Source organism: Pararhizobium sp. (genome assembly GCF_035497515.1).
Taxonomy (GTDB): domain Bacteria; phylum Pseudomonadota; class Alphaproteobacteria; order Rhizobiales; family Rhizobiaceae; genus Pararhizobium.
This window is the reverse complement of sequence record NZ_DATJDJ010000047.1, coordinates 39,228-62,989: the sequence shown is the minus strand read 5'-3', so window position 1 is coordinate 62,989 and position 23,762 is coordinate 39,228. Positions and strand designations below refer to the sequence as shown.

The following is a 23,762-nucleotide window of genomic DNA, read 5'->3' as shown; positions in this document are numbered from 1 at the left end:
CAATCCTTGGGATGGAGCACGCGTCGCGTGAGACCTTGGTTCCCGTGTGGATCGCCGACTGAGCAGCAAGACTGCGACCGCCCGGAGACTGCGATCGATTGTGGAGGATGAAATGACGCGCGAGACCGACCGCCGGACAGTGTTGATGGCTGCCGGAGCCGCCGCCCTCGCCGCGGTCGCGAGACCCGGCGCCGCGCAGTCGGCCGAGATCAACGGAACGATCACGTTTGAAGGTGGTTCCGCCATCCCCGAGGGTCAGCTCGAGATCTATCTCGAAGATCCCGCTGCCAAGAATAAAGCGCGCGCCATGCAGACACGCGTCGATAGCAATGGCGGCGTAAAGACGATCGCCTTCTCCCTGACCTCGCCCGAAGCCTCGGCCGCATCGGCACCCCTTCGGATCGTTGCGCGCCTGGAGCGTGCGGACGGCTGGCTGCTGGCGCGCGGCAGTGCGCGTTATCAGCCGGGATTGCCGGTCACGGTCACGCTCAAGACCGTTATGTACTGATTTATGTGGTCTTTGCGTGAAGCCTGTCGCGCAGGCTGTCGATCGTGGTGCGAAGGGTTTCGAGGGTCTCCGTATCCAGCGCCGCCGCTTCGCCGATGCACTGCATCACATCATCGGACTGATCCTGCAGCGCGCGGCCCTTCTCCGTCAGATGCAGCAGGACTTCGCGTTCGTCCTGCGGGTTGCGCGTTCTGGTGATCAGCCCGGCAGCGTTCAGGCGCTTGAGCAAGGGCGTCAGCGTGCTGGAATCCAGAAAGAGCGTTTTCCCCAGTTCCTTGACGTTCTGTCCGTCACGGTTCCAGAGCGACACCATAACCAGATATTGTGGGTAGGTGAGGCCAAGTTTGTCCAGCAACGGCCGGTAAAGCTGGGTGAAAGCGTGGCTTGCGGAATAAAGGGAAAAGCAGAGCATACGGGCCACTCCGGAATTGTCGTCTGACTTGGTCATGGTTATCTCCTTTTCGATCAAAATAATTTGTACGCGATCTGTTTGCAAGCGGTTGACATCGCGATTTCAGTTGCATATGCATTGTGTACAAACTAATAGCAGGCAAATTAATTAATCATCTCGTCCTCAACCCCGAAAGGATTTTGTCATGTTCAAGCTCGCCGCCACCGTTGCCCTTGCCACCGCTCTCCTGTCAGGCAGTGCAATTGCCCAACCCGCCAAGCCCACGATCGTTCTCGTCCACGGTGCCTTTGCGGATTCTTCCAGCTGGAATGGAGTCACGAAGATTCTGCAGAAGGACGGTTACACGGTCGTTGCCGCCGCCAATCCGCTGCGCAGCGTTTCTGGTGATGCGGCCTATGTCTCCGATATTGTTTCCGGCATCAAAGGATCGGTCGTCCTCGTTGGCCATTCCTATGGCGGCCAGGTGATCTCGACCGCTGCCAACGGCAGGGACAATGTCAAGTCGCTGGTCTATGTCGCGGCTTTTGCTCCGGACGCCGGGGAAGCCGCCGCCGATCTCGCCGGCAAGTTCCCGGGCGGCACGCTCGGCCAGGCGCTGGCTGCTCCGGTCAAGCTGGCAAACGGTGGCGTCGATCTCTCCATCGACCAGGCGAAGTTTCACGACCAGTTTGCCCACGATGTTTCGGATGACGATGCCGCATTGATGGCCGCCGGCCAGCGCCCGATCACCGAAGCCGCGTTGACCGAAAAGTCCGGTGCTCCGGCCTGGAAGGCGCTGCCCTCCTATTTCATCTACGGGGATGGCGACAAGAACATCCCGGCACAGGCGCTCGGCTTCATGGCCGAGCGCGCAGGCTCCAAGCACACGGTCGTGATCAAGGGCGCATCCCATGTCGTCATGGTCTCGCAGCCTCAGGCCGTTGCCGACCTGATCGAAGAGGCCGCGCAATAATCGCCGCATACCGGTCGTGCTCGAATGCCGTCACCCGAAAGGGTGGCGGCCTTGCCGTGTGGGTGTTAAGACGACGCGATCCCGTCATGGGTTTCAGCCCATCGACGGAAGCGGCGATCGGATCCCGGTGATCCTGTTTGGCAGGTGGGGCTGACTTTGATCCTTCAGCCCGTCCGGCCGATGCGGGAGAGGAAGATGACGGGAAGGATGCCTATGGCGACGATGGCAAGGGCGGCGATGGAGGCTTCCTCATAGGTGCCGCGCGCCGCCTCGCCGTAGAGATGGGTAGCAAATGTTTCGATGTTGAGCGGCCTCAGCAGCAGGGTTGCCGGTAGTTCCTTGACGCAATCGACGAAGACGAGAAGCCCGGCGGCGATGAGCGCCGCGCGCGACAGCGGCAAGTGGACGCGAACGAAAGTCCCGGTGGCGGATTGCCCGAGCAGCCGCGATGCCTGGTCGAGCGATACCGGGATGCGGGCGAGGCCGGAATCGATCCCGCCGGCCGAGATCGCCAGGAACCGGACGGTATAGGCATAGACCAGCGCTATTCCCGAACCCATGAAGAGCAGGCCGGTGGCAAAGCCGAGCCATGTCGCCGCCGCGCGGTCGATCGTCTGATCCAGCGTCGCGAGCGCGATGAGAACACCGAGCGCAACGACGCTGCCCGGCGCGGCATAGCCGATGGTCGAGAGCCGATAGCTCCAGGACGACATGGATCCCGGCCGCAAGCGATTGGCATAAGCGACGGCCAGTCCTGCGGCAAGGGTGCAGAGGGTTGCGAGCAGCGCCAGCAGGATCGTGTTGAACGCTTCGTCGAAGAAGCGCTCGGAAAGGCCCGCGAACCGTACCCGCTTCCAGGCTTCCGAGGCGAGGTAGAATGCCGGAGCGATGAAGCCGATCAGCATCGGCAAGACGCCGGCAGCAAACAGGATCCAGCCCTTGAGCGGGGAGGGACGATGCGGTTCGAACCGCTGATGGCGCTGTGCACCGGTCGAGTAGCGTTGCCGGCGGCGGGCCCAGCGTTCGATCGCGACCAACGTGACCACGACAAGGAGCAAGGCAAGCGCGATCTGCGCCGCGCCCGGCAGGTCGTTGCGGGTGATCCAGGTCGTGTAGATCGACACCGTCAGGGTGCGCACGCCAAGGAATTCCGCAGCGCCGATATCGTTCAGCGTTTCCATCAGCGCCAGGCTGACGCCGACGGCGACGGCGGGGCGCGCCAGCGGCAGCGCCAGATGCCAGAACAGGCCACGGCGTGAAATGCCGAGCGTGCGCGCCGCGTCGAGCAGGTTGCCGGATTGGGTCAGAAACATCGCCCGGGTCGGGATATAGACATAGGGATAGAGAACAAAACCGAGCAGGAGGATGCACCCCGTCATCGAGCGAATGTCCGGCAGGCGGAACTCGCGCGGGCTGGCATAGCCCAGGATCCATCGGATCGCGCCCTGCACGGAGCCGATGGGGTGCAGGATATCAAGATAGGCATAGGCGATGATGTAGGTGGGTACCGCCAGCGGCAGCAGCAGCGCCCATTCGAGAAACCCGCGCCCCGGAAAATCATAGGCCGTGACCAGCCAGGCAAGCGATGTTCCGAGAACGGCGGTGAGAATGCCGACGCCGGTGAGAAGGATGACTGTATCCCGGAGCGCGACGGGCAGGACGGTGTCGAACAGATGCAGCCAGAGGCCGGCCGAGCCCTGCATCGCCTGAACGAAAAGAGCCGCCACCGGCAGAAGAACGAGGCAGGCTGTCGCGCAGGCACAGGCGAGCCAGAGCGCGCCGCTGCGCTGCATCCGCCTGCCTTCCCCCGTGCCCAATGTCATGCGATGCAACCCATACCGCGAGCACTTCAGCGATGAAGCGTTCTGATGCCACGAGGCGCCTGTAACATCACAGGCGCCTCGTTCTGTGTCAGTTGTCGAAGCCGACCTTGTCGATCAGTTCACTCGCCTGCCTGCGGTGGCTTACGATTTCCGCGAGCGACTTGTTGTCGATCTTCAGTTCGCCGAAGGAGGCGATAATCGGATCGGCGGCGATTCCGGCCTTTACCGGATATTCGTAGTTTGCCTCGGCGTAAATCTTCTGGGCTTCGTCGGAGACGAGATATTCGAGCAGCTTGACCGCTTCCGCCTTGTTTGGCGCATGCTTGGCGATGGCTGCGCCGCTGACGTTCACCTGCGTGCCGCCATCCTTGAAAGTCGGCAGGATCACCTTGATGGCGTTGCCCCAGGTAGTCTGTTCGTCACCGCCCTTGCCCGAACGCATCAGGCCGACATAGTAGGAATTGGCGATAGCAAGGTCGCAGATGCCGCCGAGGATATCCTTGGCGCCGTCTCGGTCGCCGCCGGCTGGCTTGCGGGCGAGATTGTCCTTGAGGCCGGTCAGCCACTTTTCCGTTGCATCAGCGCCGTGATGGGCGAGGTAGTCGGCAATCAGCGCCGTGTTATAGGGATGTTGGCCCGAGCGGATGCAGACCTTGCCCTTCCATTTGGGATCGGCGAGATCTTCGTAGTTCAGGTCAGTGAGATCCATTTCCTTCGGCGCATAGACGACGCGGGCTCGCATCGAGAGACCGAACCAGTTGCCGTTCGCATCGCGCAATTCCGACGGCACGGCTTCGGTCAGCACCTTGGAGTCGATCGGCTGCGTCACGCCCTTGTCGACGAGATCGACCAGATTGCCGGCATCGACCATCATCAGCACGTCGGCAGGGGAGCTTGCCCCTTCGGTTGCGACGCGCTCCGCCAGCCCATCCTTGAGGAAGACGGTGTTGACCTTGGTGCCGGTCGTCTTGGTGAAGGAATCCAGCAATGGCTGGATGAGGCCCGGCTCGCGGGTCGTGTAGATGTTCAGTTCGGCGGCGGAAACGGCGCCGGCGCTCGAAAGAAATGCGGCTGCCAGAAGCGTCGATGAGTTGCGCAGTTGTTTCATGGGGGTTCTCCAGGTGAACAGGCCACGCTGTCGAACATTAATGGATAAACGCAGTCAAGTTTTTCGGCGCCAGTTTACCGTAACCTGTCACGTCACTGTGATCGAACCGGGCTCGGGATCGGCAAACAGCAGGTAACTTTCAGGCAGAATGGAAAGGCCAACGACATTGGCCCCTGCCGGCAGCCGCTGCATGGTCCGGATGCGGAGCGGTTCGTCCAGTCCATCGACATCGATCGAGATCTGCTCGATCTCTCCCATGAGAACGCGGTGCCGGACGCGCCCGGAGAAGGTGGCGCCTTCCGCACGAACTGCGATCCCCTGGGGCCGCAGGTAGACAAGCGCCTGCGTCCCGTCGGCGACATCGAGCGCGTGGGGAAGGCGGCCGAGCGGTGTTTCGACATGGCCTGCGGAAAAGCGGCCGGGCACCTTGTTGAAGGCGCAGAAGAACTCGGCGGCATAGGATGTCAGCGGCCGATCATGGATATCGTATCCGGAACCCTGCTGGACGACCCGCCCGTCCTTCATCAACACGACCCTGTCGCCGGCCGACAGCGCCTCTTCCGGATCATGGGTGACCATGATGACAGTGGTCTGCGTCTGGCGCAGCAGGGACAGCGTTTCGTTGCGAACTCTTTCCCTGAGCCCCCGATCGAGGTTGGAAAACGGTTCGTCCATCAGCAGGATGGCCGGCTTCGGCGCCAAGGCCCGTGCCAGTGCGACACGCTGCTGCTCGCCGCCGGAAAGCATGTGCGGATAGCGCTTCGAAAGCTGCGGGATTCCGACCTGGGCGATCACCTCCGCCGCGCGTCGGCTGGCGTCGGCTTTCGCCATTCCCTTGAGCCCGAACAGCACGTTCTGCTCGACGGTCAGGTGGGGAAAAAGGGCATAATCCTGGAAGACGAAGCCAATGTTGCGGTTTTCCGGCTCGACGAACGCGTCGGGACCAGAGGCCTGCCGGCCGTTCAGGAGAATGAGTCCATGGTCGGGAATGTCGATCCCGGCAATGATGCGCAACAGGGATGATTTGCCGCAGCCGGATTGTCCGACAAGGCAGATGATCTCGCCCTTGGCAACGCTCAGCGTTACATCCGTCAAAGCGGCGGTGCCGCCGAACGATCGGCTGATTCCCTGAATTTCGAGCGCGCCCATGCGTTTTCGTGTCCATTCCGATCCGTCGGAGCGCAGGTATCACAGACAGAGGCTTTCATCGAGAGCCGATTTCATCCATCGCGCCAACGTGTGGGGCGGGTTTCTCCTGGCCGATGCCCCTTGCATCCCCGAATGTGATTTCATGCTTGATCCTGGAGGCGGAAGATTGAAAATCGGGCTCCCTCCGCTGTGAAAGGCTATTCTGATGCTCCGCTTCCTCTTCGTGTTGCTGATCGCCGTTTTTCCCGCAAGCGTTTTCGCAGGTGACGCGCCGCCCGAGGGGGCATGGACAGTCGCTTCAGGCCTCCGGTTCTCCGAGGGAGGCGCGGTCGAGGTGGAGAAGAACGGCGCTTATCTTGGCAAGACGATCCGGTTTTCCGCCCATGCGGTCGACGGGCCGCCTCCTTTCGGCTGCGGTGACGCGAAGTTTTCCTGGTCGGACATGCCAGCCGAAGGGTTCTTCCAGGGGTTTGCCGAAAACGCCGAGAAAGCCGTCATCAGTGCCAGGCGTGTGCAGCTTCCGAACCCGGCAAGGACGCTGGATGTGACCTGCGAAACCGGTATCTTCGATTTTCACATGCGCGACGAGAACACGATGCTGATCATGCTGGATCTGGTCGTCTACACCTTTGAACGGCAGAAGTGACCGGCTGGACGGAACGGTCAAGCGAGGGTCGAAGGCTTCACCAAGTGATGGCGATCGAATGGGGCAGGCACGCCATTGGCGGAGCAGGCCTTCCAATCCGGATCGGGTGCGGCGGATCGAGGGGAAAATCCGGCTTGGCCGCGTCGGCGCGCTTGAGGATATCATGGGAGCGGTTATTTTCCTTGCCTCCGATGCCTCTGCCATGGATACAGGGTCTGCACTTATGGTCGACGGTGGGTGGACCGCCGATGAATTCAATTCACAGGGATGGACAGATGAAGATATCGACACCACGGGAGGTGTTTTCGGGTGAGGCGCGTGTTGCGCTGACGCCGGAGAGTGCGTTGCAATTGAAGAAGCTCGGGCATGAATGCGTGATCGAGACGGGTGCAGGATTGGCGGCCGGCTTCTCGGACGATGCGTACCGGGCTGCGGGCGTGACGGTGGTTGCGACGCGCGAGGCTGTTTATGCCGATGGCGACGTGATCGCCAAGGTGCGGCCGCCGGAGGCGGAGGAAGTGGCGCTGCTGTCGGCGGAGAAGACACTGATCTCATTCTTCTATCCGGCGCAGAACAAGGAATTGCTGGAACAGGCGCGCTCGACCGGTGCCAGCGTCATCGCCATGGACATGGTGCCGCGCATCAGCCGCGCCCAGAAGATGGACGCGTTGTCGTCGATGGCCAATATCGCCGGTTACCGGGCGGTGATCGAGGCGGGCAGCAATTTCGGCCGGTTCTTCACCGGCCAGGTGACGGCGGCGGGCAAGGTGCCGCCGGCCAAGGTGCTGGTGATCGGCGCGGGTGTCGCCGGATTGGCTGCGATCGGTACGGCGACGTCGCTTGGTGCCATCACCTATGCGTTCGACGTGCGGCCGGAAGTGGCCGAGCAGATCGAGAGCATGGGCGCTGAGTTCGTCTATCTCGATTTTAACGATCAGAGCCAGGATGGCGCCGCGACCGGCGGTTATGCCGCCCCGTCCTCGCCGGAATTCCGCGAGAAGCAACTGCAAAAATTCCGGGAACTGGCGCCTCAGATCGACATCGTCATCACCACGGCGCTGATTCCCGGCCGCGATGCGCCGAAACTCTGGCTCGAAGACATGGTGGCGGCGATGAAGCCGGGCTCTGTCGTCATCGATCTTGCGGCCGAACGCGGCGGCAATTGCGATCTGACGGTGCCCGACCAGAAGATTGTCTCGCCGAATGGCGTCACCATCGTCGGCTATACCGACTTCCCCAGCCGTATGGCAGCCCAGGCCTCGACGCTCTATGCGACCAATGTGCGCCACATGGTCTCCGACCTGACGCCGAAGAAAGACGGTGTGATCGTTCATAACATGGACGACGACGTCATCCGTGGCGCCACCGTCGCCCATCAGAAAGACATCACCTATCCGCCGCCGCCGCCAAAAATCCAGGCGATCGCCGCGCAAAAACCGAAGGAGAAGGTGAAGGAACCGACGCCGCAGGAAAAGCGGGCAAAGGAGGTGGCGGCCTTCAAGGCGCAGACCAAGAGCCAGGGCATCCTGCTATTGGTGGCGACCGCTTTGCTGCTGATAGTCGGGGCGGTGGCGCCGGCGAGCTTCATGAGCCATTTCGTGGTCTTCGTGCTTGCCTGCTTCGTTGGCTTCCAGGTGATCTGGAATGTGTCGCATTCGCTGCACACGCCGCTGATGGCGGTGACCAATGCGGTCTCCGGCATCGTCATCCTCGGCGCGCTTCTGCAGGTCGGTTCAAGCCACTGGCTCGTCGCGACGCTGGCGGCCCTGTCGGTGCTGGTCGCCACGATCAACATTGTCGGCGGCTTCCTCGTGACGCGCCGCATGCTCGCCATGTTCCAGAAGTCCTGAGATAAAGGCCCAATCCATGACCATCGGTATCGTTTCGGCCGCCTATATCTCCGCGGCTGTCCTCTTCATCTTGTCGCTCGGCGGGCTCTCCGGCCAGGAAAGCGCCAAGCGCGCCGTCTGGTACGGCATTGTCGGCATGGCACTTGCCGTCGTCGCCACCATCTTCGGACCCATGATCGACAAGAGCGTCGGCAACTGGTTCATCATCGTCTTCATGATCGCCGGCGGCTCGGTGCTCGGATATTACGTCGCCTCCCGCGTCCAGATGACCGAGATGCCGCAGCTTGTGGCGGCATTGCATTCCTTCGTCGGCCTTGCCGCCGTCTTCATCGGCTTCAACGCCCATATCGAAGCGGCCAATATTACCGGCATGGACGAGGCGGCGCGCTCAATGTTGTCCGGTTTTGCCGGCATCCTCGCCCACAAAAGCCCGGTCGAACTTGCCATCATGAAGGTCGAGGTCTTCCTCGGCGTCTTCATCGGGGCCGTCACCTTTACCGGCTCGGTCGTCGCCTTCGGCAAGCTGGCCGGAAAGGTCGATGGCAAGGCGAAGAAACTGCCCGGCGGCCATTTCCTCAATGCCGCCGCGGCCATCCTGTCGCTGCTGCTGCTGCTGATGTATGCCAACGGGGGCGGTGCGTGGACGCTCGTCGCCATGACGCTTCTCGCCTTCTTCATCGGCTATCACCTGATCATGGGCATCGGCGGCGCCGACATGCCGGTGGTCGTGTCTATGCTGAATTCCTATTCCGGCTGGGCGGCGGCTGCGATCGGCTTCACGCTCGGCAACGATCTCCTGATCGTCACCGGCGCGCTGGTCGGCTCCTCGGGCGCGATCCTGTCCTACATCATGTGCAAGGCGATGAACCGCTCCTTCATCTCGGTCATCCTCGGCGGGTTCGGTGGTACGACGGGTCCGGCCATGGAGATCAGTGGCGAACAGATTGCCATCGATGCCGACGGGGTCGCCGCCGCGCTCAACGATGCCGACAGTGTCGTTATCGTGCCGGGTTACGGCATGGCGGTCGCGCAGGCCCAGCAGTCGGTCTCGGAACTGACCCGCAAGCTGCGCGCGTCGGGCAAGACAGTGCGTTTTGCCATCCACCCCGTCGCCGGTCGCCTGCCGGGCCACATGAACGTGCTCTTGGCCGAAGCCAGGGTGCCCTATGACATCGTCCTGGAAATGGACGAGATCAACGACGATTTCCCCTCGACCGACGTCGTCATCGTCATCGGCTCGAACGACATCGTCAACCCGGCTGCCCAGGAGGACCCCAATTCCCCGATCGCCGGCATGCCGGTGCTCGAGGTCTGGAAAGCCAGGCAGGTGTTCGTCTCCAAGCGCGGCCAGGGCACCGGTTATTCCGGCATCGAGAACCCGCTTTTCTACAAGGACAACACCCGCATGTTCTATGGCGACGCCAAGAAGAGCATCGACCAGTTGTTGCCATTGATCGCTTGAACATGAAGATGGGGCCGAAAGGCCCCATCATTTTTTAGCATGTACCCAATGGCGTCTCAGCCAACAATCACGCTGCCTGTTTCGGCGCGGCGGCCCCCTCGGCCATCTTGCGGGCGGTGACGAAGTCCACCTTGCCGGAGCCGAGGACCGGGACCTTGCCAATGGTCAGTTCAGCGGGGACCATCATGTCCATGGCGCCGCTGGCTTTCGCAAAGGCCACGAAGTCGGCGCGGCTGGCGTTCGGGGCATCGGTGAGGAGGACGAGGCGCTCGCCCTTCTTGGCGTCCGGTATCGACGAGACGACGGAGAGAGCATCCGGCCAGAGCTTGCCGGCCAAGGTTTCGACGGCGGCCAGCGAGATCATCTCGCCGCCGATTTTGGCGAAGCGCTTGGCGCGGCCGCAGATCCGGACGAAACCGTCCTCGTCGATCGTGACGATATCGCCGGTATCGTGCCAGCCATCGGCCAGCGGTTCTAGGACACCGGGATTCTCGGCGCGCAGATAACCTGCCATCACATTGGCGCCGCGCACATGCAGGCGTCCGCCCTCATCGATGCCGGGAACAGGCTCGAGCTTCCATTCCATGCCCGGCAGGATCTTGCCCACCGTGCCCGACTTGTTGAACATCGGTGTGTTGATGGAAATGACCGGCGCCGTCTCTGTGACGCCGTAGCCTTCCAGGATGCGCAGGCCGAATTTCTCCATATAGGTCTGCCGGGTCGATGGCTTCACCGGCTCTGCGCCGGAGAAGATGTAGCGGATCGAGCGGAAGTCATAGGGATGCGCCGTGCGGGCATAGCCGTTGAGGAACGTGTCCGTGCCGAAGATGATGGTCGCGTTCGAGGCATAGATCAGTTCCGGCACGATGCGGTAATGCAGCGGCGAGGGGTAGAAATAGACCGGGACGCCGGAGATCAGCGGCAGGATGGTGCCGGCGGTCAGGCCGAACGAATGAAACACCGGCAGAATGTTGAACACCTTGTCGCCCGAATGGAAGTCGATGCGCGAGGCGGCCTGGGCGGCGTTCGACAGGATATTGATGTGGGTCAGGACCACACCCTTGGGGCTTCCCTCCGAGCCGGAAGTGAACAGGATGACGGCGGGATCGCTTGCGTTTGCCTTGGCGAGCGGGCGGCTGCGGCGCATGAGGCCGACGACCTTGTCCAGCGTGGTGATCGAGGCGCGCAGGTCGTCGAGCCAGACGATCTTCACGTGTTTTTCCATCTCCTCGATGACCGGGCCGAGCTTTGCCTGCGCCACGAAGGCGCGGGATGTCAGCACATGCCTGACCTCCGCCGCCTTGCAGGCCGCCAGGATATTGCTGGCGCCGGCGGTGAAGTTGAGCATGGCCGGCACCTTGCCGGCGGTCATGACGCCGAGAATGGTCGCGACTGCGCCGTTGGCGTTCGGCAGCAGGACGCCGAGGGTCCTTTCCGGGAACATCTTCCGGAAGCGGGCGCCCAGCACGGCCGCACCGGTCAAGAGCTTGCCGTAGGAGAGCGAACCGGTGACCGGGTCTTCCGTTGCAAGCCTGCCCATGCCGCGCTCGTGCGCGGTGTCGATGACCCGCTCCAGCACGGTCGTCGCCGTGTTGGTGGTGCGGAACAAGAGCATCGACATGACCTGATAGAGGGCAGCCCCGGCGGCGATGCGGCGCTTGCGACCCTTGAGGTCCGCCGGGACGTCGAGCTTGACGGGTTCGAGAATGGTGACCTTGACCTTCGGGAACAGGCGGCGGCGAACCTGTCCGCCGGACAGGCGCGAGAAGTAGCTCCTTTCCAGACCGTCGATGCGAACGGGCACGACCATCGAGCCTGTCTTATCCGCCACCATGGCGGCGCCGTCATAGACCTTCATCAGCGTACCGGTGACGGTCAGACGGCCTTCCGGAAAGATGCCGATCGAGTGGCCTTCCTGGACGATCTTGATCAGGGAGCGCGTCGCCATCGGCTTCGTCGGGTCGAGCGGCAGGAATTTGCACATCTTGAGGAAGGGCTTCACCCACCAGGCCTGGGCGATCTTGTAATCGACGGCGAAGACCGGCTCATCTTCGGTGATGGCAAGCGCCAGCGCGCCGTCGAGGAAGCTCACATGGTTGAGCGCGATGATCGGCGCCTTGCCGGCCTTCTTGATGTTTTCCAGGCCTTCGACCTCAAGACGCATGAAGGCACGGAACAGGATCGAGATGAAATCACGGAAGGGATTGGTCGGCAGTGTCATCAGCATCAGCCAGGCGATGCCAACATTGAGAACCGACAGAATGAGAATGATCATCGGAATTGTCAGGCCAGCAGCCTGGAGACCGGCGACCAGCGCCAGGCCCGTGGTGATGAACACGGCCGACAGCACATTGGCTGCACCGATGACCCGGGCACGGCGATCCTCGTGCGCCCAGGTCTGCATGGCGGCGAAAGTGGGTACGGCGAGGAAGGCGCCGCCGACGGCCATGCCGGCAAGATCGATCGCCACGCGGATGGTGTTTGGTCCGGCAAAGAAATCGGCGATCGTGTGGGCTTCCGTGATCGTTTGCAGGCCCCAGAGATTCCAGGCGAGATGCATGCCGAAGAGGGCGATGATCAGGGTTCCGATCGGGGCAGGCAGAAGCACGATGCGACCGGCCGACATCCAGCCGGCAATGGCCGAACCGACCGCGATCGAGATCGCAAAGACTGCCAGATAGGCCGGCACCACGACTTCCGAACCGCCGAGAATTTCGGTCACCATGATCGGCAGCATGGACATGACGAAGGCGCCGACGAACCAGAACCAGGAATTCATCAGGGCCGAGCGCCAGATGCGCGAATCCTGGCGCAACTCGTTGATGAGCGTGTAGCTCGAGCGCAGCACGTTCTTGTCGACTATGAGGTCCGGCGCTTTCGAACCGGTTGCCGGGATCATGCGGGCGGCGATCCAGCAGAGGACCGACAGGCCCATCATCATCGGGCCGAACACCCAGACATTGTCGCCCCTGGTGAAGGCAAGTGCCGCAACGATCGTGCCGGTCAGGATGGCGATGAACGTGCCGCCCTCGATCCAGGCGTTGGCCTTGGGCAGATCCCTGCGTTCGAGGTGGTCCGGCAGGATGCCGTATTTGATCGGACCGAACAGCGAGGAGATGACGCCGAAGCCAAACAAAGCAAGCATCAGGATCGGGATGGACGAGAAGGCGATGCCGACGACGGCGACGGCCGCGACCCCGATCTCGGAGCGCTTCAGCAGTTCGGCCATCCAGGCCTTGTCATATTTGTCGGCGAGTTGCCCGGCCATGGCCGAGAGCAGCAGGAAGGGCAGGATGAAGATGCCGCCGGCAATGGTGACGAGCGAGGCGCCCTCGGCGGCCATCTGCGCCAGGATCACGAAGACCAGAGTCTGTTTCAGGAAGTTGTCGTTGAAGGCGGAGAGAAACTGCGTCCAGAAGAGCGGCGCAAATTTCCTCGATGTCATCAGATTGCGTTGCATGGCGGGTTCCTCTTTCGATCCGGGCAGATAACTGCAGAGTGGTTGCATAATCGTTGCGGATCGCAACAACTCTTTGGTGTGGTTAAGGAAGATTAATTTTCACCGCTACGATTGAAGTCGACCAGAAGCTTTTCGGTCTTGGCATCCTCGATCTTGCGGATCAGCTTTTCGGATTCGGCATTGTCACGCAGCGTCTTGGTGATGTTGACGGTGGTTTGCACCAGCATCAGGATGCCCATCGTCAGATAGCCTTTGCCCCAGAGATCGAGCGGCATCATGTAGAGGCCGGCGGCCAGCATGAAGGCGGCGGTGCCGAAGGAAAGATAGGAAAAGCTGACCCAGCTTGAGGAATGCTTTTGGAAACTGTCGGTCATTGTCGTGATCCTTGGTTGGCGGCGTCGTGTTCCTGATGGGGTGTTAGGCGGCTGAATTCATCCGGCTGCGAAGGCGGGACAGGACATCGTCCGCCGATATGCGAAGCGGCGCACCGCAACCGGCATTGGCAAGCTTCTCGATGACACGCTCCGGCGCGAGACCCTCAAGTTCCTGAAGGGTGGCGGCGGTCACCTCATTCTGGGCTTGCCGAATCCGAAGCCGTGACAGCGTTTCCTCGGCATCGGCAAGGGTGGCAAGCCGACGCCCGGTATGAACCCTGCCGAGCTTCTGCACCTCCTCGGTGGTACGCGCCAGACGCTCGCCGCGCTGCAAGTTGTGGAAGCGGGCTTCGGCGGCCCGCAGCGTGTCCTTTACCTTGTCGATCGCTGTCGAGAACTGCGTCTGGGCGGCAGTCGATGCGTCACGCTCCGCCTCCAGATGAGCGATCGTTTCGGCCGCTTCCCGTGCCAGCAGCGTATCGCCTTTTTGCAGGGCGGCAAGCGTGCGGGTTTCGAGATCGGCGATATGGCCGGTGATCGTGGCGTGCTGCTTCTTTTCCTGCGTGTTCTGGGCGATGGCGACGGCAACGGCGCGGCGGGTGGACTGGATCGCCAGGCTGGCGTCGCGGATCTGCTGTGCGAGCAGCGGTACGGCGTTGCGATCGGCAAAAGCCTGTTCGGCCTCATGCCCGCGGCCACGCAGCAATGTCAGAATTAAATTGAACATGTCCTTCCTCCCGTGTATGAACAATGTTCACGAATATACGCGAAAATGAACGCTGTTCAAGATTAAAAATGAACGGCGTTCATCCTTTGAATCGGACAGGGTTAATGGCGGGAAAGCGGCAAGAAAAACGCGAGGATCTGAAGGTGAGGCTGATCGAGGCCGCGCGCAAGCGTATCAGCACCGATGGACTGGCGAGGCTGCGCGCCCGCGACGTCACCCAGGACGCCGGCTGCGCCCTCGGAGGGCTCTATACGGTGTTTTCCGATCTCGATGAGTTGATCATTCACGTCAATTCCAGCACGCTGAAAGCGCTGGAAGCGTCGCTGACCCTGCAGGAGGTGAAAGACCGGACGCCGACGGACCGGATGCGCAATCTGGCAGGCGGCTATCTCGCTTTCGCGGTCAAGCACCGCCATCTGTGGAAGGCGCTGTTCGAGCATCGTCCGGCGGAGGGTCAGCAATCACCGGAATGGCACCTCCAGGAGCACATGTTCCTGATGGACGTCATCGCCGAACCGCTGGCCGAGCTGCAGCCCAGCCTTTCGATTGAAGACCGCGCCAGCCGCGCCCGGACATTGTTCGGCGCCGTGCACGGCGTCATCAGCATCAGCCTCGAAGCCCGCTTCGTCGGCGTCCCCATGGAATGTCTGGAACGGGAACTCGACGAATTCGTCCTGACGATCGCCGCCGGATCGAAGGCCCGGCAGGCGGAGTGAGGACGCGATTGCAACCGCGTTCCCCCGTTTCGCACCTCACATGATGCGCTTGCGGTAACAGCTGTTTCCGCTGTTGCGTCTTGGCGGATGCAAGACTGATCGCTCAGGCATACCGCGCGGCATACCAGGCCTTGAACAGCGTAAACTGGTTTTCCAGGTGCTTCTGCTGCGAGGCGCCGAGCTTGTCGGTTTCGTTGAAGTGCAGCGTGTATTCCGTGTCGCCGTTCAGCACCATCAGGTGCTTGTAGTGCAGGACGAGGTCCGGGCCTTCGTCATAGGTGGAGAGCACGGTCAGTGCTTCCTCGAGTTCAAGCGCTTCACGCCGCGCCGTGGCATCGCCCTTGGCGGCCTTTTCGCAGAGCGATACCAGATGCAGGACTTCTTTCGGCAGGGCATTGCCGATGCCGGTGATGGCGCCGCCGGCGCCGCAATAGACAAAGCCGTGATAGACGCCGGTATCGACGCCAATCATCAGGGTCAGGCTGTCATCGCCCGATGTGATGTTTTCGGCCGCATAGGTCATGTCCTTTTTCCCGCCGAATTCCTTGAAGCCGACAAGGTTGGAGAAGCGGGCGCGCAATTCGAAGAAGAGATCGGCACGGGTGGCGAAGCCGTAATAGGGGCTGTTGTAGATGACCGCCGGCAGGTCCTTGGCAGCGGCCAAGATGGCGGAAAAATGCTCGCGCTGGGCCGAGACGGAGGTGCCGCGCGACAGGACGCGGGGGATGACCATCAGGCCCTTGGCGCCGACACGCGCCGCATGTGCTGCATGGCTGACGGCCGATTTGGTGTTGATCGCGCCGGTGCCGACGATGACCGGAACGCCGGCTTCCGCCAGCCTGCGCACACCTTCCTGTCGTTCTTCATCGGTCAGCAGCGGCCAGTCACCCATCGAGCCGCAATAGACGACGGCGGACATGCCGGCTGCGATCAGTGCCTTGCCCTTGCGAACGAGCGCGTCGAAATCCGGCGTGCGATCAGGCTTGCAGGGGGTCATCAGCGCGGGAATGCAGCCGCTGAATATATTCGCCGTCATCGTAATCTCCTGAATACGGGTGTGGATGAATTGGTCTGATGCTCTGTGATATATCACGATGCCAGTTATCTGTCCAGAAAATATCATGCGGATCGAGCGGAATTCATAAGTATATCAAAATACGCGATTTTTCGGTCTTTGGCAGTGATATTTCAATTGCACGAATACGACGTTTCGCAGACGAGATTGCGGAAAAAACGTTTGCCGACATGACCTTGCGGATCGGCATTGGCCGGAGCACGGCGATAGACAAGGTGAAGGATGACGCAGTCGTCGCGACCGCGCCGGACCCTTTGTAGGCAAGGCTTCAGCGGAAAAAGCGGCGCGTCCGTGTCCGCTTCGATATCGGCTAAATGACCGGTTTTTTTATCTTTTCCGGCCGGTGAGCAGGTTTTTGTTCGGAACATTTCCGCAGATTGCTGGTTTTGGAGGCCGAGGATCACTGACGATCCGAACGAGGACAACCCAATGAAGAACCTTCTTATCACAGCAGCGGCTGTTGCCTTTTCCGCAACATCGGTATTCGCGCAGGAAACGAAGCCTGCGGCCAATCCGGACGGCGATACGCCGGCGGTTGCAACGCCGAGCGACCAGAACGCCACGGCACCGGTCGCGGGCGCCAACAGTTTCACCGAGGACCAGGCCAGGGACCGCATCGTCGAAGCCGGCTATGCGGATGTCACAGAGCTGAAGCTCGATGACAAGGGTGTCTGGCAGGCCAAGGCCACCAAGGACGGCAAGCCCGCCATGGTGTCGATGGACTACCAGGGCAACGTCGTCGCCAAGTAAGCGATCCACGATAAATCATAAAGAACAACAAGGAGATAGATCATGACGAAGACGGTTACGGGACTTTTCGACGATTATTCCGACGCAAGCTCGGCGGTTGACCAACTGAAGGCGGCAGGAGTGTCCGACAGCGATATCAGCATCGTTTCCAACAATTCGGATGGCCGTCACAAGGCGAATGACAATGACGCCGCCGAAGATGCGGGAACGGGTGCCGGCATCGGCGCTGCCGTTGGCGGCGTCGGGGGTCTGCTTACCGGTCTCGGCATCATGGCCATTCCGGGCGTCGGCCCCGTTGTCGCCGCTGGCTGGCTCGCCGCGACGGCGGCTGGCGCCGCGGCGGGCGCGGTTGTCGGCGGTGTCACCGGCGGAATCGTCGGGGCTCTGACGGATTCCGGCGTCGATGAACGCGACGCCCATGTCTATGCCGAAGGCGTTCGCCGTGGCGGCACGCTGGTGACGGCGAAGGTTGACGATGCGCGCGCCACGGAAGCTGAGGCGATCCTGCAGCGTTCCAATTGGGTCGATCTCCCGGCCCGCCGGACTGCCTATGAAGGGCAGGGCTGGACCAGCTTCGACGAAAGGTCTGACCCGTATTCGCAAGCCGAGATCGATGCGGAACGGGGCCGTTATGCAGGTCGGGCGTCGATCATCTGAGGATAGACAATCGAACGGTGGATAATCGACGGGGCCTTTCGAGGCCCCGTTTCTATTCGGCCGGGCGCCATGTGGCCGAAGTTCGGCAGGCGCGTTCACGCAAGCGATGAGACTGCGATCACCTCCGGGATATGGCTGAACAGGCTTGGAACGAGGCATGAGCCGATCGCGCCAGCGCGTGGACTCGGCTTCTGATCACCATACTACTCATCCTCATGTCATCACGAAATCGCATTGCCTCATCAATTTCTTTCATTTCTCAGGATCGCTCCGTCGCTTGACTCGCGGGCAGGTTTCACTTCTACATTATGTTGTCTGACATCTTACAAAAAATGGGATCGTGGCGAAAGCCGCTTAAGGGAGGAAGGCATGAGGAAGTTTCTCACACACCTGGCGATCGGCATCGCCGCTCTGGGTGTCTTTACGTCGGCACATGCGGGCGAAACGCTCGACCGCGTGATGGGGAAGAAGGCAATGGTCGTTGCCACCAACAGTGGTTGGCCACCCCAGAGTTTTCTCGACGACAACAATGAAATGGTCGGCTTCGATATCGACGTGTCACGCGAGATCGCCAAGCGCCTCGGCGTCGAGGTGAGCTTCGATACGCCGGACTGGGCAACGCTGACCGGCGGCCGCTGGCAGGGGCGCTATGATCTCGGCGTCGGTTCCGTCACGCCGACCAAGGCGCGCGCCCAGGTCATCGATTTCGTCGGCGTCTATTATTACAGCCCCTATGTCTACGTCGTTCACAAGGACAGCACTGCCAAGACGGTCGAAGACCTCAACGGCAAGATCATCGGCGTTGAAACAGCGACGACATCGGAGGATTTCATCCGCCGCCAGCTGGAAATCGACGCGCCGGGCCTGCCGCCGATCGAATACAAGATCGAACCGGGTGAAATCCGCACCTTCGCCGATTCCATGCTGCCGTTCGATGACCTGCGCCTTGGCGCCGGTGTCCGCCTCGATGCGGTCATCGCGCCGGAGCAGACGGCCGCGAATGCCATCAAGAACGGCTATCCGCTCCGCATTCTCGAAGGCGATTATGCCTTCAAGGAGCCGCTGGTCGTGATCGCCGAGAAGGTCGATCCGGAATGGACCGCCAAGGTTGGCGCGATCGTCGCTGACATGAAAAAGGACGGCACGCTGGCAACGCTGACCACCAAATGGTACGGCAAGGACTACGCCGCCGACTGATATCATGATCGCACGGGCGGTTTTTGCCGTCCGTGCGACTCTCCATGCGCAAGCCCGCGAGCAAGAACATGTCCTATCCCGATACCTACTACCGACGCACGATGATGGAAGAAAAGGTCAGGCCTGTGCTCAAGGGCACTGCGGACTGTGACACGGTGATCATCGGCGCGGGGCTTGCCGGTCTGACAACGGCTCTGCAACTGGCGCGGGCCGGACAGGTCGTCGTCGTGCTGGAAGCCGAGAGCGTCGGTTTCGGCGCGTCCGGCCGCAACGGCGGTTTTGTCAGTCCGGGATTTGCGACAGGTGGCGATGAGATCGCCAGCATGGCCGGCCCGGAGAATGCGCGAAAGATCCATCTTCTGTCGATCGAAGGCGTCGATTTCGTCCGCGACACCATTCGCGATCTCGCAATCGAGGGCGCCCGCCCGCAACCGGGTATCATGAGCGTGCTGCGTCATGATGGCGGCTCCAGCCTCAAGTCCCATGCGGATCAGGTGGCGCGCAAATACAATTATCAGCTCGACTATCTCGAGCGTGATCAGGTTCGCTCGGTCCTGAAGTCCAGCCGCTATTACCAGGGTTTGCGGGATGCGAAGGCGTTCCATATGCACCCGCTCAATTACCTGCGCGCCATTGCCGCCGAAATCGAGCGGCTGGGCGGGCGGATTTATGAAAGTTCCCAGGCCACGGCGACGAGACTGGATGGACCGGAAAAAATCGTCAGCACCGCAGATGGTCGCGTCAAGGCGCGCCATGTCGTCTTCACGACCGGCGGCTATACCGGGGCGCTCAACGGGCGCTTGAAACGCGCCTTCCTGCCGATCGCCACCTATGTGATGCTGAGCGAAGAAGCGCCGGACCTGATCCGTGAGGCCATAGCGACGACCGATGCGATCGGCGACAATCGCCGCGCCGGCGACTATTACCGGCTTGTCGATGGCGGCAAGCGCATCCTGTGGGGCGGGCGGATCACCACGCGGGCGGCGTCGGCTGCAGCTCTTGCAGGTGAATTGCGCCGCGAGATGACGGGAACCTATCCGCAGCTTTCAGAATTGAAGACGGAACTCGCCTGGTCCGGCCTGATGTCCTACGCCCGCCATCTCATGCCCCAGATCGGCCAGATGCAGCCGGGTGTCTGGCATTGCACGGCCTTCGGCGGGCATGGGCTCAACACCACGGCGATCGGCGGCAAGGTCGTCGCCGAGGGCATTCTCGGACAAAGCGACCGCTATACCCTGTTCAAGCCATTCGGGCTCGTCTGGGCGGGCGGCCTTGCCGGGCTGGCGGTCGCGCAACTCACCTATTGGAAATTGCAGGCTCAGGATCTCTGGCGCGAGCGCGCGGCCTGACGGCGGAGGATGGACATGATTGGCCGTTTGATACTGAATTATCCCGATGCCGCGCGACGCGCGGCGATTGCCTTCGTTCTCTGCCTTATCACCCTTGGCCTCTATGCCATGGGCATCAGCTCGGCCTGGGTCGGTTATTTGATCCCGGCCAGCACCGGGTGGCTGGCGGACAACATCGCTCTCGGGCGTCTCTTCGCCGCCGGCATGATCGCGCTGATCCTCGCCGCCAACTGGATGGCGCTTCGCCAGCTGACACGACGCCAGCAAATCATCGGCGTCTGGCTCGAATTGTTCTTGCTGCTGATGCTGTTCTTCTATTCCTTCAATCTTTCCCTGCCCTTCATCGGCAAGAAGATCGGATTCATGATCTCGCAGGGCGTGGTGACGACGCTCTATATCTCCGCCATTTCCATCGTTGTGGCGACCGGCATCGCGCTGGCAGGCGCAATCGCGAAACTGTCGAAGAACGGCGTGATCTACGGGCTGGCGACATTCTACACCTCGCTGTTTCGCGGTCTGCCGCTGCTGATGCAGATCTACATCATCTATCTCGGCCTGCCGCAGGTCGGCTACGTCATCGGTGCGGTTCCCGCCGGCATCCTGGCGCTGTCGCTCTGCTACGGCGCCTACATGACGGAAATCTTCCGGGCCGGTATCGAGAGCATTCCGCGCGGACAGACCGAAGGCGCAACCGCGCTGGGATTGAGTTCCAGCCAGACCATGGCGCTCGTCATCCTGCCGCAGGCGATGCGGGTCATCATTCCGCCGACCGGCAACCAGTTCATCGCCATGCTGAAGGATTCCTCGCTGGTCTCCGTCGTCGGTGTCTGGGAAATCATGTATCTCGCCCGCACGCAGGGCCAGACGGAGTTCCGGCATATCGAAATGCTGATCACCGCGTCGATGATCTACTGGATCCTGTCGATCGGGCTTGAATTCCTGCAGTCCCGCATCGAGGAACGCTTCGGGCGGTTCAATGCCCGCTGATATCATCTCCGGCCGGATGCGGGACAGACCGGCCGCCTCCTCCAATCTGCGCGCCGTCCTCGTCGTGCTCCTTGCCTTCTGCGTGTTCTCAGCGACGGATGCCATCGTCAAGCTTCTGGCCCAGCGCTTCGCCGTGCCGCAGGTGACCTTCATGGTCACGGCCGCCGCTCTCGTACTCATCGTGGCGCAGGCCGCGATCACTCGCAACGGCGGCATTCTCTTGCCGCGCTATCCGGGGCTGGCCCTTTTGCGGGCGCTGCTGCTGGCGGCCGATACGCTGCTCATCCACTATGCCTTCGCCGTGCTTCCGCTGGCCGACGCCTATCTTCTCGCCTTCCTGACGCCGCTGATGGTGGCGGTGCTGGCCTTCCTCCTTCTCGGAGAGCGCCTGTCGATGCTCGCCTGGTCCGGCGTTCTGATCGGCTTCATCGGCGTGACGGTGGCCTTGCGGCCGGGCGTGGAGCCGTTGAACCTCGGTCATGCCGCCGCAGTCGGCTCGGCACTGTTGTTCGCGCTGTCGCTTATTCTTTTAAGGCGCGCGAAACCGGGCGAATCCGATGGCGCGCTCGTCGCGACACTGCTGGCTGTGCTGACCGTGTTGGCGCTGGCGGTCACGTTCGTCAACGGTGGACTGACGCCGGTCACCATGATCGATGTCGGATTGGCCTGCCTTGCCGGAGCCTTCATGTTTGCCGGTCATATGCTGCTGGTCAGGGCTTTCCGCATCGGCAAGGCTTCGATCGTCGCGCCGTTCCAGTACAGCCAGATCATCTGGGGCATGGTCTATGGCGGATTGCTGTTTGCGACGCCGGTCGAGTTTCACACGCTGGCGGGCGGCGCCGTCATCATTCTGTCGGGCTGGCTTGTCCTGAAATAACCCTTGGAGACATCGATGAACCCTTCCATGCAGAACGCGCAGATCGTGCTGCGCAGCGTCCACAAATGGTTCGGCCAGTTCCATGCGCTCGACGACATCAACCTTTCCATCGCGCCGAAAGAGAAGGTGGTGATTTGCGGGCCGTCCGGCTCCGGCAAATCGACGCTGATCCGTTGCGTCAATCGGCTGGAAGCGCATCAACAGGGCCATATTCTCGTCGGCGGCGTTGAGCTCGATGATGACGAGCGCAAGGCGGACATGATCCGCCGGGGCATCGGCATGGTGTTCCAGCAGTTCAACCTGTTTCCGCACCTGACCATCCTCGAAAACTGCATCCTGGCGCCGATGTGGGTCAAGAATCTGCCGCGCAAGCATGCCGTCGATATCGCCATGACCTTCCTGGAGCGTGTCCGTATTCCTGACCAGGCAAACAAATATCCGGGCCAATTGTCCGGCGGCCAGCAGCAGCGCGTCGCCATCGCCCGGGCATTGTGCATGAATCCGAAGGTCATGCTGTTCGACGAGCCGACCTCGGCGCTCGATCCGGAAATGGTCAAGGAAGTGCTCGATACGATGGTCGAACTGGCGGGGGAGGGCATGACCATGGTCTGCGTAACGCATGAAATGGGTTTTGCCCGCCAGGTTGCCGACCGGGTGATCTTCATGGATCGCGGCCGGATCGTGGAGGAAGGAAAGCCGGACGATTTTTTCGCCCGTCCGAAGACCGAACGCGCCAGTCTTTTCCTCAGCCAGTTGCTTCACTAGACACGGAAAAGCAGACGGCGGACGCAAGATCCGCCGTCTGCTTTCATGCTCATGGTATCGAGATCAAAGTGGGGCGGGAACCTGCGGGAAGCCGCCGACATGGCCGCAGGTCAGCGCGGCTCGATCCCGCCCGGCCTCCAGGCAGGCTTCCAGCGCCAGTCCGCCGATATGGGCCGATAGAAAACCGGCGATGAAGCTGTCGCCGGCACCCGTCGTGTCGATGATCTCGACGGCTGTGACGCCGGTTGTCACTGTGTTCGAGCCATCGCTGGCGCTGGAGCCGAGCGCGCCGCGCGTGACGACGGCGAGCCGGGCGCCTTGTTGGAGAAGTTCTGTTGTCATCCGTTCGGCGATCTCGCCATCCTCGCCGGCCGAACCGAAGGCGATGGCGAGACCATCGGCGCTGCGATTGGCGGGATCGGCATTGACAGACAGGTCCTGCGAAACGCTGATACCGGCGGACGAGAGCGTACGTTTGAGCGTTCCGCCATCGTCCAGCCAGCCGATATGGACATGGTCCATCGTTTTCAGGATTTCGACCTCGGAAGGAGAGGGTGCATAACCGGCGCAGACACCGAAATCCTCGAAGGTCATGACACGGTCGCCCGATTCCAGCACGGCGATGTCGGTATAGGCAGTCACGCCTGTCCGATCCTGCAGATACTCGGTGAGAACGCCGTTTCCTCGCAGAAGCCGACGTGTTCTCACGCCATCCGGATCGGTGCCGACGGCGCCGAAATAAAAGCAGTCGTGCCCGAGCGCCGCCAACTGGACCGCGACATTGACGGCGTTGCCGCCGACCAGCGACTGCCCGACCGGTGGCTGGAAGCGATCGATACAATTGTCGCCGACAGTTGCGAAGCGGAGCTTTTTCATGCGGGTTCCCCGGCAGGGTTGCGACGACGAAGGCCGCGCATG

Annotated in this window: 23 protein-coding genes and 1 pseudogene; 14 read left to right on the top strand and 10 right to left on the bottom strand. The window is 61.7% G+C overall.

Annotated features, from left to right (window positions below; genetic code table 11):
* The first annotated feature begins 112 nt into the window (after window positions 1-112).
* Window positions 113-508 carry a hypothetical protein gene (locus VL202_RS05135; RefSeq protein ID WP_325463078.1) on the top strand — a complete coding sequence of 132 codons (396 nt, stop codon included), beginning with the start codon at window positions 113-115 and terminating at the stop codon, window positions 506-508.
* Between the two features lies 1 nt (window position 509).
* On the opposite strand, the gene VL202_RS05130 is transcribed toward VL202_RS05135, so the two are convergent.
* A complete protein-coding gene (locus VL202_RS05130; RefSeq protein WP_325463077.1) occupies window positions 510-956 on the bottom strand; it encodes a MarR family transcriptional regulator in 447 nt (148 codons plus the stop codon).
* Between the two features lie 148 nt (window positions 957-1,104).
* Between VL202_RS05130 and VL202_RS05125 the strand changes: the two genes are divergently transcribed.
* Window positions 1,105-1,872 carry an alpha/beta hydrolase gene (locus VL202_RS05125; protein ID WP_325463076.1) on the top strand — a complete coding sequence of 256 codons (768 nt, stop codon included), beginning with the start codon at window positions 1,105-1,107 and terminating at the stop codon, window positions 1,870-1,872.
* A 164-nt stretch (window positions 1,873-2,036) separates the two neighbouring features.
* On the opposite strand, the gene VL202_RS05120 is transcribed toward VL202_RS05125, so the two are convergent.
* From VL202_RS05120 to VL202_RS05110, 3 genes are all read right to left on the bottom strand, one after another.
* Window positions 2,037-3,665, bottom strand: a complete 1,629-nt coding sequence (locus VL202_RS05120) for an iron ABC transporter permease (protein WP_325463075.1) — start codon at window positions 3,663-3,665, stop codon at window positions 2,037-2,039.
* A gap of 118 nt (window positions 3,666-3,783) precedes the next feature.
* Window positions 3,784-4,803 carry a Fe(3+) ABC transporter substrate-binding protein gene (locus tag VL202_RS05115; protein WP_325463074.1) on the bottom strand — a complete coding sequence of 340 codons (1,020 nt, stop codon included), beginning with the start codon at window positions 4,801-4,803 and terminating at the stop codon, window positions 3,784-3,786.
* A gap of 87 nt (window positions 4,804-4,890) precedes the next feature.
* Window positions 4,891-5,952 (bottom strand): ABC transporter ATP-binding protein, encoded by a 1,062-nt coding sequence (locus VL202_RS05110; protein WP_325463073.1) that lies wholly within the window; start codon window positions 5,950-5,952, stop codon window positions 4,891-4,893.
* A gap of 205 nt (window positions 5,953-6,157) precedes the next feature.
* Between VL202_RS05110 and VL202_RS05105 the strand changes: the two genes are divergently transcribed.
* From VL202_RS05105 to VL202_RS05090, 4 genes and pseudogenes are all read left to right on the top strand, one after another.
* A complete protein-coding gene (locus VL202_RS05105; RefSeq protein ID WP_325463072.1) occupies window positions 6,158-6,598 on the top strand; it encodes a hypothetical protein in 441 nt (146 codons plus the stop codon).
* A 94-nt stretch (window positions 6,599-6,692) separates the two neighbouring features.
* Window positions 6,693-6,848 (top strand): annotated as a pseudogene (locus VL202_RS05100) (SDR family oxidoreductase); the annotation flags it as partial.
* A gap of 25 nt (window positions 6,849-6,873) precedes the next feature.
* Window positions 6,874-8,448, top strand: coding sequence for a Re/Si-specific NAD(P)(+) transhydrogenase subunit alpha (locus tag VL202_RS05095; protein ID WP_325463071.1), 1,575 nt, complete (start codon window positions 6,874-6,876; stop codon window positions 8,446-8,448).
* Window positions 8,449-8,464: 16 nt separating this feature from the next.
* Window positions 8,465-9,910: an NAD(P)(+) transhydrogenase (Re/Si-specific) subunit beta gene (locus VL202_RS05090; protein ID WP_325463070.1), complete on the top strand. Its 1,446-nt coding sequence runs from the start codon at window positions 8,465-8,467 to the stop codon at window positions 9,908-9,910.
* 67 nt (window positions 9,911-9,977) lie between these two features.
* Here the strand turns inward: VL202_RS05090 and VL202_RS05085 are convergent, their stop codons facing one another.
* The 3 genes from VL202_RS05085 to VL202_RS05075 all read right to left on the bottom strand — a co-directional run bounded on the left by VL202_RS05085 (window position 9,978) and on the right by VL202_RS05075 (window position 14,471).
* Window positions 9,978-13,370 (bottom strand): acyl-[ACP]--phospholipid O-acyltransferase, encoded by a 3,393-nt coding sequence (locus tag VL202_RS05085; protein ID WP_325463069.1) that lies wholly within the window; start codon window positions 13,368-13,370, stop codon window positions 9,978-9,980.
* 92 nt (window positions 13,371-13,462) lie between these two features.
* Window positions 13,463-13,744, bottom strand: coding sequence for a YiaA/YiaB family inner membrane protein (locus tag VL202_RS05080; RefSeq protein ID WP_325463068.1), 282 nt, complete (start codon window positions 13,742-13,744; stop codon window positions 13,463-13,465).
* Window positions 13,745-13,787: 43 nt separating this feature from the next.
* Window positions 13,788-14,471 (bottom strand): PspA/IM30 family protein, encoded by a 684-nt coding sequence (locus tag VL202_RS05075; protein ID WP_325463067.1) that lies wholly within the window; start codon window positions 14,469-14,471, stop codon window positions 13,788-13,790.
* A 104-nt stretch (window positions 14,472-14,575) separates the two neighbouring features.
* Between VL202_RS05075 and VL202_RS05070 the strand changes: the two genes are divergently transcribed.
* Entirely contained in the window at window positions 14,576-15,187 is a 612-nt protein-coding gene (locus tag VL202_RS05070; protein WP_325463066.1) for a TetR/AcrR family transcriptional regulator, read from the top strand.
* 103 nt (window positions 15,188-15,290) lie between these two features.
* Here VL202_RS05070 and VL202_RS05065 read toward each other — a convergent pair whose 3' ends face one another.
* Both VL202_RS05065 and VL202_RS05060 read right to left on the bottom strand, forming a co-directional pair.
* Window positions 15,291-16,223 carry a dihydrodipicolinate synthase family protein gene (locus VL202_RS05065; protein WP_325463065.1) on the bottom strand — a complete coding sequence of 311 codons (933 nt, stop codon included), beginning with the start codon at window positions 16,221-16,223 and terminating at the stop codon, window positions 15,291-15,293.
* 152 nt (window positions 16,224-16,375) lie between these two features.
* Window positions 16,376-16,666, bottom strand: coding sequence for a hypothetical protein (locus VL202_RS05060; protein WP_325463064.1), 291 nt, complete (start codon window positions 16,664-16,666; stop codon window positions 16,376-16,378).
* 25 nt (window positions 16,667-16,691) lie between these two features.
* Between VL202_RS05060 and VL202_RS05055 the strand changes: the two genes are divergently transcribed.
* The 7 genes from VL202_RS05055 (at window position 16,692) to VL202_RS05025 (ending at window position 22,844) form a co-directional block, all read left to right on the top strand.
* Window positions 16,692-17,012, top strand: a complete 321-nt coding sequence (locus VL202_RS05055) for a PepSY domain-containing protein (protein ID WP_325463063.1) — start codon at window positions 16,692-16,694, stop codon at window positions 17,010-17,012.
* Window positions 17,013-17,054: 42 nt separating this feature from the next.
* A complete protein-coding gene (locus VL202_RS05050; RefSeq protein WP_325463062.1) occupies window positions 17,055-17,669 on the top strand; it encodes a general stress protein in 615 nt (204 codons plus the stop codon).
* A gap of 369 nt (window positions 17,670-18,038) precedes the next feature.
* Window positions 18,039-18,866: a transporter substrate-binding domain-containing protein gene (locus tag VL202_RS05045; protein ID WP_325463061.1), complete on the top strand. Its 828-nt coding sequence runs from the start codon at window positions 18,039-18,041 to the stop codon at window positions 18,864-18,866.
* Window positions 18,867-18,934: 68 nt separating this feature from the next.
* On the top strand, window positions 18,935-20,215 hold the full coding sequence (locus VL202_RS05040; protein WP_325463110.1) for an FAD-binding oxidoreductase: 1,281 nt from the start codon (window positions 18,935-18,937) through the stop codon (window positions 20,213-20,215).
* Between the two features lie 15 nt (window positions 20,216-20,230).
* Window positions 20,231-21,202, top strand: a complete 972-nt coding sequence (locus VL202_RS05035; RefSeq protein WP_325463060.1) for an amino acid ABC transporter permease — start codon at window positions 20,231-20,233, stop codon at window positions 21,200-21,202.
* Window positions 21,192-22,079 carry a DMT family transporter gene (locus tag VL202_RS05030; protein ID WP_325463059.1) on the top strand — a complete coding sequence of 296 codons (888 nt, stop codon included), beginning with the start codon at window positions 21,192-21,194 and terminating at the stop codon, window positions 22,077-22,079. The genes VL202_RS05035 and VL202_RS05030 overlap by 11 nt, the downstream gene beginning before the upstream one ends.
* A gap of 15 nt (window positions 22,080-22,094) precedes the next feature.
* On the top strand, window positions 22,095-22,844 hold the full coding sequence (locus VL202_RS05025) for an amino acid ABC transporter ATP-binding protein (protein ID WP_325463058.1): 750 nt from the start codon (window positions 22,095-22,097) through the stop codon (window positions 22,842-22,844).
* A gap of 63 nt (window positions 22,845-22,907) precedes the next feature.
* On the opposite strand, the gene VL202_RS05020 is transcribed toward VL202_RS05025, so the two are convergent.
* Window positions 22,908-23,720, bottom strand: coding sequence for a PfkB family carbohydrate kinase (locus VL202_RS05020; RefSeq protein WP_325463057.1), 813 nt, complete (start codon window positions 23,718-23,720; stop codon window positions 22,908-22,910).
* Window positions 23,721-23,762: the final 42 nt, after the last annotated feature.